At 33.2% G+C, this 12,513-nt stretch carries 10 protein-coding genes; 5 read left to right on the top strand and 5 right to left on the bottom strand.

The window, feature by feature from the left end; all coding sequences use genetic code 11:
• Positions 1-7 precede the first annotated feature (7 nt).
• The gene (locus ACM55H_RS10545; protein ID WP_416836440.1) at positions 8-697 is read left to right on the top strand and encodes a YjjG family noncanonical pyrimidine nucleotidase; all 690 of its coding nucleotides are present in this window, start codon (positions 8-10) and stop codon (positions 695-697) included.
• Positions 698-786: 89 nt separating this feature from the next.
• Entirely contained in the window at positions 787-1,548 is a 762-nt protein-coding gene (locus tag ACM55H_RS10540; RefSeq protein WP_416836438.1) for a hypothetical protein, read from the top strand.
• Between the two features lie 49 nt (positions 1,549-1,597).
• Here ACM55H_RS10540 and ACM55H_RS10535 read toward each other — a convergent pair whose 3' ends face one another.
• Complete coding sequence (locus ACM55H_RS10535; RefSeq protein ID WP_416836437.1) at positions 1,598-2,875, bottom strand: replication-associated recombination protein A; 1,278 nt, start codon at positions 2,873-2,875, stop codon at positions 1,598-1,600.
• A gap of 266 nt (positions 2,876-3,141) precedes the next feature.
• On the opposite strand from ACM55H_RS10535, the gene ACM55H_RS10530 reads away from it, so the two are divergent.
• On the top strand, positions 3,142-3,918 hold the full coding sequence (locus ACM55H_RS10530) for a rhomboid family intramembrane serine protease (protein WP_416836436.1): 777 nt from the start codon (positions 3,142-3,144) through the stop codon (positions 3,916-3,918).
• 57 nt (positions 3,919-3,975) lie between these two features.
• Here ACM55H_RS10530 and rlmB read toward each other — a convergent pair whose 3' ends face one another.
• The 4 genes from rlmB to ACM55H_RS10510 all read right to left on the bottom strand — a co-directional run bounded on the left by rlmB (position 3,976) and on the right by ACM55H_RS10510 (position 11,299).
• Positions 3,976-4,710, bottom strand: coding sequence for a 23S rRNA (guanosine(2251)-2'-O)-methyltransferase RlmB (gene rlmB / locus ACM55H_RS10525; protein ID WP_035668140.1), 735 nt, complete (start codon positions 4,708-4,710; stop codon positions 3,976-3,978).
• Between the two features lie 84 nt (positions 4,711-4,794).
• On the bottom strand, positions 4,795-6,243 hold the full coding sequence (locus tag ACM55H_RS10520; protein WP_416836435.1) for a SusD/RagB family nutrient-binding outer membrane lipoprotein: 1,449 nt from the start codon (positions 6,241-6,243) through the stop codon (positions 4,795-4,797).
• A 3-nt stretch (positions 6,244-6,246) separates the two neighbouring features.
• On the bottom strand, positions 6,247-9,504 hold the full coding sequence (locus ACM55H_RS10515) for a SusC/RagA family TonB-linked outer membrane protein (RefSeq protein WP_416836434.1): 3,258 nt from the start codon (positions 9,502-9,504) through the stop codon (positions 6,247-6,249).
• 85 nt (positions 9,505-9,589) lie between these two features.
• On the bottom strand, positions 9,590-11,299 hold the full coding sequence (locus tag ACM55H_RS10510) for a BamA/TamA family outer membrane protein (protein ID WP_416836433.1): 1,710 nt from the start codon (positions 11,297-11,299) through the stop codon (positions 9,590-9,592).
• A 271-nt stretch (positions 11,300-11,570) separates the two neighbouring features.
• Here ACM55H_RS10510 and rpsL point away from each other — a divergent pair, with 271 nt between their 5' ends.
• On the top strand, positions 11,571-11,954 hold the full coding sequence (gene rpsL / locus ACM55H_RS10505; protein WP_007136570.1) for a 30S ribosomal protein S12: 384 nt from the start codon (positions 11,571-11,573) through the stop codon (positions 11,952-11,954).
• A gap of 73 nt (positions 11,955-12,027) precedes the next feature.
• Positions 12,028-12,504: a 30S ribosomal protein S7 gene (gene rpsG, locus ACM55H_RS10500; protein ID WP_035668130.1), complete on the top strand. Its 477-nt coding sequence runs from the start codon at positions 12,028-12,030 to the stop codon at positions 12,502-12,504.
• Positions 12,505-12,513: the final 9 nt, after the last annotated feature.

The raw sequence follows: 12,513 nt of genomic DNA, 5'->3' as shown, positions 1-12,513 counted from the left end.
GTTAAAAATGAAACATACCACTATAAAAGACGTATTCTTTGATTTAGATCATACGCTTTGGGATTTTGATAAAAATTCTGAATTAACGTTTGCGACTATTTTTAATAAAATTCATCCAACAATTGAAACCGCAGCATTCATTGAAAAATATGTTCCAATAAATCAAGCATGCTGGAAATTGTATCAATATGATAAAATTACGCATAGTGAATTGCGCTACAATCGATTAAAACATTCTTTTGATGCATTGAAATACACTATTTCTGATGAAGAGATTGAAATGATAGCTCAAGAATACATTCAACGATTACCTGAAAACAACCATCTTTTTGATGGAACTTTTGAGGTTTTGGATTATTTAAATCAAAAATATAAACTGCACATCATTACCAATGGTTTTGCTGAAGTGCAATTTAAAAAGTTAAACAATTCAAATATTGGAAGTTATTTTCAAACGATTACTAATTCTGAAATGGCAGGTGTAAAAAAGCCAAATCCTATTATTTTCGAATATGCCCTTGATTTGGCCAGAGCCCAAAAAGAAAGCAGTATTATGATAGGAGATAGCTTAGAAGCAGATGTTGAAGGTGCTCTTAATGCAGGTTTTGATGCTATTTATTTTAATGAAAGCAAAGCACAAGTAGAACAAAATATTAAACAAGTCAATCACTTATTAGAATTAAAAAAATATTTATAAATTATGGTATCGCCATGATTCAAGCATACAATTATAAATAAAGAATGGTGATGCCATATTCCATAAAAAAAAACAAATATTATCTACATATGAAAACACGATTCCTATTTCTCGCAGTATTAATTTCAAGTTACTGTTTCTCGCAATCTATAAATGATTATAAAGCGGTACTTATTCCTTTAAAATTTGACTTTGTAAAAAGTGATAATCAATATAGACTCGCTACTTTGTCTAAGTTCAATTTGAATAAAGCGGGCTTTCAGGCCTTTTATACAAATGAGTCTTTACCAAAAGAATACAATGATAGATGTAGTTTGATGTATTTTGATGTTGTAAAAGAAAAGTCTTTTTTAACAACAAAATTATATATCACTTTCAAGGATTGTAATGGGAAAATTATTTTTCAATCAGCCAACGGTATAAGTAAAGAAAAAGATTTTCAATTAGCCTATACTGAGGCTTTGAACAAAGCTTTTATTTCTGTTTATGCATTGGAATATAAATATAATAATGCAGTTGTTCGCAATTCAGATACAAATTTGAACCCAACTAGTCCATCGCCAGTTTCTGAGGTAGTTTCAACACCTCTATATACAAGCGAAACTGTAAAGGCAAATATAGGTGGGGACAATTCGGGAACGCTTTACGCACAACCTACAGCTACAGGTTTTCAATTAATTGATAGTACCCCAAAAGTGATTTTGAAAATATTTAATTCTTCAAGAAAGGATTGTTTCATTGCAATAAAAGGAAATATACAAGGGGTTTTAATTGCAAAAGATAACCAATGGTTTTTTGAATATTACCTAAATGACAAATTGATTTCTGAAAAAGTAGATGTTAAATTTTAGATTTCAAAAGATATAATTTTTTAAACGATGCATAGCATCGCTTTTAATTTTAATACCCATATTTGTTTTTCCAACGATTTTTCAAGAATTCCCGAATGGTATTTTCTCGCGAGTTGTTTCTTGGATTATAAATAGGGGTATTACTTAAATCATTAGGTAGGAATTCTTGTTCCGCAAAGTTATTGGTAAAATCATGAGAATATTTATACTCTTCCCCATAACCTAATTCTTTCATTAATTTAGTGGGTGCGTTGCGCAAATGAATTGGAACTGGCAAATCACCAGTTTGTTTTACTAGTTGTTGTGCTGTTCCAATAGCAAGATACGAAGCATTACTTTTAGGGGAAGTTGCTAAGTAAATGGCGCATTGGCTTAATATAATCCGGCTTTCAGGATAACCAATAGTTGAAACTGCCTGGAATGCATTATTGGCCATAATAAAAGCGGTTGGGTTTGCATTTCCTATATCTTCACTACTTAGAATAAGCATACGTCTGGCTATGAATTTTACATCTTCACCACCTTCAATCATTCTTGCAAGCCAATAAACGGCTCCGTTTGGATCACTTCCTCGAATTGATTTTATAAAAGCCGAAACAATATCATAATGCTGTTCGCCACTTTTGTCATACAAAACGGTATTTTGTTGCACCAATTCAAAAACCCGATCGTTAGTGATTATAATTTCGGCTTCATTAGAGGCGTTTACGACAAGTTCAAAAATATTTAATAGCTTACGTCCATCACCTCCAGAAAGTCGCAATAAAGCTTCTGTTTCTTTTAAAACAATGTTTTTGTTTGCCAAAAAAGCATCCGTTTTCATGGCGCGTTCCAATAAGGCTTCCAAATCGGCCTTTGTAAAAGCATTTAAAACATAAACTTGACAACGGGAGAGCAATGCTGGAATAACTTCAAAACTTGGATTTTCAGTGGTTGCACCTATCAGTGTTATCCAACCTTTTTCAACAGCAGCCAGTAAAGAGTCTTGTTGAGATTTGCTAAAACGATGAATTTCATCAATAAACAGGATAGGATTTTTTGCAGTAAATAAACCGCCACTTTGTTTTGCTTTTTCAATAACATCACGAATATCCTTCACGCCTGAATTGATAGCACTCAAAATGTAAAATGGTCGTTTAGATTCTTGTGCAATAATTTGCGCCAAAGTTGTTTTCCCAGTTCCTGGTGGTCCCCAGAAAATCAACGAAGGAATTATTCCTTTTGTAATTTGTTGAGTCAATGAGCCGCTTGACCCTACCAAATGGGATTGACTGATATAGTCTTCTAATTTTTGTGGTCGAATGCGTTCTGCTAGTGGTGCTTCCATTTGTTTTTTAAATCTGAAATCTAAATTCTTTAATCTTTAATCAAAAATATAACTTTGGTAAAATTACTATTTTTATTTGGAGCTATTTCCAGCTGTCCACTATATCTTTTTATCTCGTTAAAAAACGAGATAAAAAGGATGCCGTTTCCATCTGGGCTAGGGGACTGTATTTAAAATGTTCTTTTAGTTTTAATATGACAAAATAGCATTAAATTGCTTTTGGATAAGTTTTTGAGTTAATTTAAAGGGACACGAAATTAAAACTAATGGATAATCATTTCAAATTTACTAATGCAGTTATTGGACTTCCGCTTTTTTTTGTAGTATTCCTGTGGTTTGTTTTTTGGCTTGAAATCCGATTTGATTTTGATTTTGTTCAAAATGGAATTTACCCAAGAGAGCTTTCGGGTTTACAAGGAATCTTATTTAGCCCTTTTATTCATGCTGATATTGAGCATCTTTATAATAATTCCATTCCATTACTCATTTTATTAGCCACTTTACAATTTTTTTATGCCAATCAGTCTGTAAAAGTTATTGGATTTGGAATTTTGCTTTCAGGAATAATTACTTGGGTTATTGGGAGGGATAATTACCATATTGGTGCTAGTGGTTTGATTTATGTCCTGGTGAGTTTTATTTTCTTTAAGGGCATACAAACACAATATTATCGCTTGGTGGCTTTGTCACTTGCGGTAATTGTTATTTATGGTGGTTTAGTTTGGTATGTTTTTCCAAGTCCCGAGACCTCGGGAGAAAAAGCAATTTCTTGGGAAGGTCATTTGGCCGGACTGATAACTGGTTTTGTTTTATCTTTAATCTACAAAACCCCAGAGTACAAAAAGGTAATCAAATACGATTGGGAAAAACCAGATTACAATCATGAGGAAGATAAATTCATGCAACGTTTCGATGCAAATGGAAATTTTGTAAATCTTCCACAAGATGAAACGGAAGAACTACTGTCGTATTACTCTTCTGATTTCCCGGTAGAATATACAATCGTCTTAAATGAAAAAAATGAACCAAAACCGGAGTCTTAATTCATTTCTTATTTCTTTATTTAGTGTTTTTTCCTTTTAGAAGAGTCGGGGATGGAATTAACTTCTTTGTCTTACCGCTTCATATAAAAAAGCACCACAAGCTACTGAAACATTTAAAGATCCAATAGTTCCAAACATAGGTAGTTTTGCTTTTTCATCTACAATTTTAAGTACAGATGGATTTACTCCACGATCTTCTGATCCCATAATAATGGCTACGGGCTCATTTAAAGAAATATCATAAATATTTTGATCTGTTTTTTCTGTAGCAGCTACTGTTTTTATACCACTGGCCTGTAAAAGAAAAATAGCATCTTTGATGTGTTCTACTTTACATATTGGAATGTTAAAAACGGCTCCAGCAGAAGTTTTTACGGTATCGCCATTTACAGGTGCGGAACCAGCCTTTTGAACAATAATTCCATTTACTCCAGTACATTCTGCAGTTCTTATTATGGCACCAAAATTACGTGCATCAGATATTTGGTCCAAAATTAAAAACAATGGTTTTTTGCCATTTTCTATTACTGATTCTATCAATGATTCTAAATCAAAAAAGGATATAGGAGAAATGGTTGCCACTGCACCTTGATGGTTATTAGGTGTAAGTCTATTAAGCTTTTCAACAGGAACGTAAGAAAAGTTAATATTACCACGTTTCATCACTTTCATTAAGTCTTTCATTAGTTCGCTGCTTGCTTCCTTTTGAATATAGACTTTGTCCACTGTTGCGCCTGCTTGTATGGCTTCAATTATTGCTCTAATCCCGAATATTTGGTGTTCTTTTTCCATGGTGCAAAGATAGGTATAATGTTTTTATAAAAAAAAGCCACTCTGAATGAACTGAGTGGCTTTAGTATTTATTTTGGTATAAAATTAGTGTTTATCCCAGAAAACTTTTGTTGTCAATAAATCACCACCACTGATAAGAGCAGATGCGGCAGTTACATTTTTTGCATTAACTGTTTGTTCACCAGCAGGATATTTATATCTTGTAGGAACTGAAGTAATGTCATTGTAAGTTGAAGCCGGAGCAACTAAAACTGGAAAGTCTAATCTTCTCCATGAAGTCCACGCTTCAAAACCTCTATTATATAAAGCAATCCAAGCTTGTTCACCGATACTTTTTTTCCAGTTTACAGCGTCGAATACTACACTTGGCTGTGCTAAATAAAGAGCAGTGTCAGCATCAGCAACACCCCAACTTTCCATTGAAGCGGTAATTGCAGTAGTGTAATGTGTAGCAGCAGTACCTCCAACAGCTACTCCTCTTGCAGCTGCTTCAGCTAACAAAAATTGTGTTTCTGTATAATCAAATATTGTTCCTGGAAACGTAGGCTCAAGTATTGTTTCGTTAATATGAGAAAAATTGGTGTAGCTATTTGATGCGCCATAGATACCTCCAACGTAATTGGTAGTTTCAGGAGCAAATGTGAAATATTTAGCTCTTCTTGGATCACTTAGCGCATTCAATTTGTTTACAAATGTATCTGCTATTACGAAATCTTTTCTGTTACTAGCTACAATATCAACATATAGCTGATTTGCATTAGGTTCTGCACCTAAGTAATGTAAATCTGCATTATCAGTATTGCTAGCTATAAGCCCACCACTAACGGCTGCATTTATTTGAGTTGTAGCATAAGCAGCGTCCACATCATACATGTTTACAGCAAGTCTTAATCTAAGTGAATTAGCAAATTTTTTCCATTTTGCAACATTTCCACCATAAATTAAATCTGCAGATCCAAAACTAGCAGCAGAAGCGTCTAATGCAGCGCTAGCAGTAGTTAATTTACTGATAAGGTCCTTGTAGATGGTTTGGGCGTCATCATATTTTGGTAAAGGATGACCTTCAATATCTAAAGCTTCAGTATAAGGAACATCACCAAAAGTATCAACCAATACACTGTAAGTATAGGCAGACATGATAGCAACGATAGCTTTTTTGTTATTTAAAACTGTAGTTTCTGCGGCACCTGCAACAACTTGACCGTCCAATGCTGTTTTAGACTCTTTGAAATCTCTTAATACATCTCTGTAAAGAGTTGTAAATTGAAAATCTGGAATCGGTCTTGTTGTTAAATTATACTGACTTTCATCTGGATAGGTTGTTTCTGCCCAGTATTGAGTAAATAATCTGAAAACATTTTTGTTTACAGAAGCATTAACTATCTGATCAACTAGTGCATGTTGAGCATTTGTAAATAAATACTCTGGTTTGGTCGTAGTTGGGTTTTTCGTATCTGCATTTAGTCCTGTAATATCATCAGAGCATGATACTGTTAAGGCTATAAATGAGATGAATAAAAGTATCTTTTTCATAATTTAAAATTTAAATGTTACGTTACAACCAATATTTCTAGTTGTTGGCAATGAACCTATTGAGTAACCTGCAGAATTAGAGTTTGCACTTAGTCCACTTTCTGGATCAGCATAAGGAAGATTTTTGTCAATTATCCATAAATTAGAGCCTACTATGCTGAATTTCATATCGGTAAGTTTCATTTTCGAAACGATTGATGATGGTAAAGTATAAGTAATGTTCACTTCTCTTAATTTTACGAAAGAAGCATCATATATAGCCGCTGCGTTTGGAGCTCTTCTGTATCCTGATACATTTCCGTATTGGTTAGGAGAAGGAGTTCTCGTAGTGTTAGGAGTTCCGTCAGCTTTTACACCTGGCAAGATAACTCCACCGCCATTGGCGATTGTGTTTCTTACTGGATTTCCTAGTTCGTTATTACCTGCAGTAATGTCATATAGACCTGTAGCTAAACCATAAGTTTGGTCAAGAGAAAATATATCTCCTCCTTTTTTCATGTCAATCAAGAAACCAAAAGATATACTCTTGTAAGTAAATTTGTTGCGTATACCACCTAGCCAGTCAGGGTTCACATCTCCAATTACATTGTTTGCTGAAGGATTAATTACATATCTTCCGTTTGCACCTACTACTTTTTGACCATTTAAATAAGTGAAATCTGTACCTCTAAGTACACCGTAAGGCTGACCTACTGCTGCATTAAGAGTAACACCTTGACCAAATGAACTTAATCTAAGGTTGTCAATTCCATCTACTAATTTAGTAACTTTATTTTTATTTGTAGACCAGTTTACAAAAACTTCCCATTGAAAATCTTTAGTTTTAACCGGAGTTACATTAAACTGTATTTCAAGACCTTTGTTTTCTACTGTAGCAGCATTAAGGTATCTGGCACTGTTTCCTGTCGCTGTTGAATAAGGAACTGAAATAGCTTCTCCTTTATTTTCATTTTTGTAAGCACTTACTTCGAAACCAATTCTTCTGTTTAAAAATTGCATTTCTAAACCAATTTCTTGTGTATTGGTTTTAACTGCTTTTAAGTTAGGATTGTTTTTCGTAGAAGCAACTGAATAGGATTGCTCATCACCAAATGGATCATTTTTGATATACGTATCTATTAATGATTGGTTTGGTGTTCCAAGTGGGCTTTCTGAATAACCTGCTCTAATTTTACCAAAACTTAACCATGGTGCGTTAACGTGTTTTGTGAAAACATAAGATCCAGAAGCTGAATAGGTATTAATTGCATTTGCATTTTGTGGTAAACTTGAGAAAGCATCTCTTCTTACTGTTCCATCTAAAAAGGCAAAGTCTTTGTATCCAAAAGAAGCGGAAGCATAGTAGCTGTTTATTCCTTGGTTTACTTCTGATTCAGTTGGGTATGATACTGCTTTTTTAGAATTTGATAAGCTGAAAAGGTCTGGAACGATTAATCCTCCCACTGTTGAATTCAAAGTTGAGATAATTCTGGTTCTAACAACTGTCCCTCCTGCTACTCCACTGAAACTAATGTCTTCAGAGATGTCTTTTTTGAAAGTCAAAATGAAGTCATAATTTTGCTCTGAGAACGTTCTATTGTATTTTTGATATCCTGAAGTTTCTGCTTGTCTGTTGATACCAAAGTCACCTGCAATAGATCCAAATGCTCTTCTTTCTTCACGTAATTCACTATAGGAATCTGTTGAGATTTTACCTGTTGCAGTTAACCAATCGGTTAATTTATAATCTAATTTAGCATATCCTAAGAATCTATTTCTTTCGTCAGTTTGAAAGTTTTTATATCTTATGAAATAGGGATTGTCCCAGTAAATTTGATTTAAATCAGATGGGTCAGCGTAGTTCCAGTTGATGTTTTGACCACCTGATCTTTCAAATACTTGTTTCAATTCCTGAACATCTACGTTAGTCTGCCACCATTGACGGAAGTTAGACATAATGTTTTCATTATAACCAGTTGAATTTCTACCTAGTGTGGATTGTGCATTAAAATTAGCAAATGTACTAAGAGTCAATCGGTCAGAAAACTTATGGCTTATTTTAGCACTTAAGCTATTTTTGTTCATTTCACTATTTGGTAAAATACCATTTTGTTTAGAATTAGAGAAATTAAAAACAAAATTTGTAGTGTCGTTTCCATCTTCTAAAGAGATAGAGTTGTTGAACGTTGTAGCGGTTTGGAAAAATGTAGTTGGGTCATTTTTAGCAGCCATCCATGGAGTCTTTTTTTGATAACTGTCTGACCATGGAGTAAATGCGTTCCAGTTGTATACCATTAATTTAGGATCAAAGGCAGCTCCGTAAGAAGCATCTTCTGAAGTTGGAACTACCAAATCTTTAACGCCATCTCCGTCGATGTCTCTTGATAAGAAGTAACCAGATGCATCTTCATAAAATGGGCCATAACCAGCTCCATATTTAGTTTGATATTTTACAAAAGTAGATTTATCAATTGTACCTGCAACAAGTTCGCTAGATACAGTAATTCCTAATCCTTTTTTAGATTTTCCTTTTTTAGTAGTAATCATTACTACTCCATTTCCTCCTAAGTAACCATATAATGCAGAAGCTGCTGCACCTTTAAGGATATTTACGCTTTCAATGTCGTCTGGATTGATATCCATTGCAGCATTCCCGTAATCATAGGTGTTTCCTGCTCCGGTTGTTTGACTTCCAGTGTTAGAGTTGATGTTGGAGTTGTTGATTGGCATTCCGTCAATAACAATTAGCATTTCGTTATTACCGGTTAAGCTTTTTACACCACGAGATACAATACTAGAAGAACCACCAAAGTTGTTGTTTCTTTTGATGTTAACACCGGCAACTTTACCTGAAAGTTCATTAATGAAATTTCCGCTACCTGCACCTGAATTTAAATCTTCAGCTTTAACCTCTTGGGTTGCATAACCTAGAGATTTTTTTTCTCTTTTAATCCCCAAAGCTGTTACTACAACACCTTCAAGTTCTAATGCACTACTTGCTAATTTTACATTAACAGTTGATGAACTAGCTGCTACTTCTTGGCCTTTCATACCAATGTAGCTAAAAACCAAGACTTGGCTTGGCGTTGCTTTGATAGAATATTTTCCATCAAAATCAGTTTGTGTTCCAGATTTAGTTCCTTTCACTAATACACTCACGCCTGGTAAAGGCAATCCTGCATTATCAGAAACAGTTCCTGAAACAGCTCTCTCTTGCGCAAAAGTTAGTTGCGCCACAAGTACTACTAATAGTACTAAGAATCCATTGAACTTTAGTTTCATTTTTAAATATTTTGAATTAGTGAGACAAAAATCTTAATAATTTGTTAACTTTCCTAACATTTGAAATGATTTTTTATGCGCGCATTCAAAATTTAACATTATAACATATGTGAATAATAGTGTTATAAAAATTTATTTTTTGATTTTTTGTGTTTCCATTTGCTAAAGCTAATTTTAGTAATCCGCTTTTTGTTTGCAGTCCCAGTCCTAGTCCCAGTCCTATAAGTTCGATTTTTTGGTTGTTTTTGTCGGCTAAAGTTTTGTCTTTATAGATGGCGTAATCCATGATGGAGTGTAGGTATAAACTTGGAGAAAGTGTATAGCGATATTCTGTTAAAATTGATGTTAAAAAATGTCCTTGCAAACTGTTTTCTTCAAAACCTCTTATTGAATTAATGCCTCCGAAACGAAATAATTCATTTATTATGTATTTGTCGCTTTGTAAAAAATAATTCTGACTTTTTATGTAGATGTTGTTTTTTTTATTCAAATAGAAAGTATGAGTGGCTTCTAAATTTATAAAAAATTGTTTATTTGGTTCAGTAGTTTCGGATTGATTGTTTATTTGTCTTTTTCCGGTACCAATTGTTATTGATAATGCTGATTTTTTTGAAGATATGGTGTTGTTGTAGTCATTTTTTGTGTATTCAAAATTTGAAGTCAAATAAGAGTTTTTATAGTCGCTTAGTTGTTCGCTGTTTGTGTTTTGTATGTCGCTGGATTCTGTTGATTGATATCCTAGATAAATTCTGGAGTTGTAATTGATTAAATATCCTAAATCAATGCCTGTTTTTGTGTTTTGGAAAGTACTGTCTTGTTTGAAAATTGCAAGATTTGCTTTAATTCCTATTGGACTTTTGAATAAATAGGGTATTTCTATATTTGTTTTAAATGTTTTTTGTTTGTTTCCGTCGCTTTTCCAGTAAATTGAAAACTGCTCTCCAATGTCTAACGTGTTTTCAAGGGCTATGTCTAGATAGCCGTTAAATTTTATTTTTTTGTTATCGTTATTAGAAAAACCTATAAATCCATCAAAAGTATTTGATTTTCTTTTTTCAAGATAAATGTAAATTTTAGTGGTGTCTTTGGTTAGTAAAATTTCTGGATATTTAACTTGGCTTACAAATCTGAATTTCTCAAATTCATTATGGATTTCTTCAAGGATGTTTTTATTGAAAATTTTGTTGTTGTATTTGTGGTTAATTTGCTTAGCGTAATTTTTTGGGAAGTTGTTTTTTTTGTCTTTTTCTGCGTATTTTATTTTGATTGAATTTATTTTCCTTTTTTTATCAGATATGAGTTCTAAATCGGCATAAAGAGCTTTGTTTTTATTTTGGATATTAGTTAGTTTTAATTTTGCTAAAGCAAATCCGTTTTCTTCTAGCTTTTTTAGGGTGTTGTTCAAGAAGGTTTCTATTTCTTCGTATTTGAGGGTTATTGTGTCGGTAGTTTTGTTTGGGTTTAGAATATTGTTTAATTGGTTATTTATACCTATATATATATGTATGTATTTAATTTTGTTTCCTAGACTTAATTTGGATAGATAAGTAGAGTCTTTTGTTTTAAGGGTGGTGATAATTTTGTTTTCTATAAATCCTATTTTGGATAGTCTGTCTGATATTCGAGCTACTTCATCATTAATGGATTTTGTGTTTTTATGATTTGAATTGTAATTTAAAGAATCAACGGTTTTTGTTTCGGAGTCTGAACTTCCAATTATGTGTAACTGAAAATTTTGAGCAAAACAATTTAGCCCGAAAAATAAAAGCAGAAAGGAAATTATATGAGGTTTCAACTGAGTATAAGTTTTAATAAATGTAATGCAAATATCTATGGTTTGTAATAAAAATCAAATGACAAAATAATCTTATTGAAATAGCCACGAGTTGATGAATTTAGTCTCAACAAAATTTTCTCCATGGCTATTCTATATTCCATTAAAAAACAAATGTTTACTTCGTATAAAAATTAATGGTTTAACGTTTGTAGAGTGAAAAATATTTTCTACATTTGCAACCCCGTAAAAAGCGGGAATTTAATATAATAAGAAATTTTTAGTATTAATTATGCCAACAATTCAACAATTAGTAAGAACAGGAAGAACTCAGATAACTAAGAAGAGTAAATCGGTTGCTTTAGATTCTTGTCCTCAAAGAAGAGGGGTTTGTACGCGTGTTTACACTACAACACCAAAAAAACCAAACTCTGCAATGCGTAAAGTAGCGCGTGTACGTTTGACAAATGGTAATGAAGTGAATGCTTACATCCCTGGTGAAGGACACAATTTACAAGAGCACTCGATAGTATTAGTTAGGGGTGGAAGGGTAAAAGATTTACCAGGAGTTAGATATCACATCGTTCGTGGTGCACTTGATACGTCAGGAGTAGCAGGAAGAACGCAAAGAAGATCTAAGTACGGAGCAAAACGCCCAAAAGAAGCAAAAAAGTAATTTAAAAAGTTATTTTCATAGGAATGTGAGTAATCGCAATTGTATGGGTATGACGTTTTATTAAAAAAAAGACATGAGAAAAAGAGCGGCAAAGAAAAGACCACTTTTACCAGATCCAAGGTTTAATGACCAACTGGTAACACGTTTTGTGAACAACTTAATGTGGGATGGAAAAAAATCGACAGCGTTTAAAGTATTTTATGATGCAATTGACATCATTGAGTCTAAAAAACAAGATGCAGAGAAACCATCATTAGAAATTTGGAAAGATGCGTTAACTAATGTTATGCCTCACGTAGAAGTACGTAGTCGTAGAGTTGGTGGGGCAACATTTCAGATTCCAATGCAAATTCGTCCAGATAGAAAAATTTCTATGGCAATGAAGTGGTTGATACTTTATTCTAGAAGAAGAAATGAAAAATCTATGGCTCAGCGTTTGGCTTCAGAATGTTTAGCTGCGGCTAAAGAAGAAGGAGCGGCTGTTAAGAAAAGAATGGATACTCACAAAATGGCAGAAGCTAACAAAGCATTCTCTCACTTTAGATTTTAATTCTTAAGA

This window comes from Flavobacterium cryoconiti, assembly GCF_048158645.1.
GTDB classification, from domain to species: domain Bacteria; phylum Bacteroidota; class Bacteroidia; order Flavobacteriales; family Flavobacteriaceae; genus Flavobacterium; species Flavobacterium cryoconiti.
The sequence above is the reverse complement of the archived record's forward strand: the minus strand, read 5'-3'. Positions and strand labels throughout refer to the sequence as shown.

What these genes read in the sequence shown, in the direction of transcription:
- ACM55H_RS10545 (WP_416836440.1), top strand. Translation starts at nt 8, where the DNA reads ATGAAACATACCACTATAAAAGACGTATTCTTTGATTTAGATCATACG.
- ACM55H_RS10540 (WP_416836438.1), top strand. Translation starts at nt 787, where the DNA reads ATGAAAACACGATTCCTATTTCTCGCAGTATTAATTTCAAGTTACTGT.
- ACM55H_RS10535 (WP_416836437.1), bottom strand. Translation starts at nt 2,875, where the DNA reads ATGGAAGCACCACTAGCAGAACGCATTCGACCACAAAAATTAGAAGAC.
- ACM55H_RS10530 (WP_416836436.1), top strand. Translation starts at nt 3,142, where the DNA reads ATGGATAATCATTTCAAATTTACTAATGCAGTTATTGGACTTCCGCTT.
- rlmB (WP_035668140.1), bottom strand. Translation starts at nt 4,710, where the DNA reads ATGGAAAAAGAACACCAAATATTCGGGATTAGAGCAATAATTGAAGCC.
- ACM55H_RS10520 (WP_416836435.1), bottom strand. Translation starts at nt 6,243, where the DNA reads ATGAAAAAGATACTTTTATTCATCTCATTTATAGCCTTAACAGTATCA.
- ACM55H_RS10515 (WP_416836434.1), bottom strand. Translation starts at nt 9,504, where the DNA reads ATGAAACTAAAGTTCAATGGATTCTTAGTACTATTAGTAGTACTTGTG.
- rpsL (WP_007136570.1), top strand. Translation starts at nt 11,571, where the DNA reads ATGCCAACAATTCAACAATTAGTAAGAACAGGAAGAACTCAGATAACT.
- rpsG (WP_035668130.1), top strand. Translation starts at nt 12,028, where the DNA reads ATGAGAAAAAGAGCGGCAAAGAAAAGACCACTTTTACCAGATCCAAGG.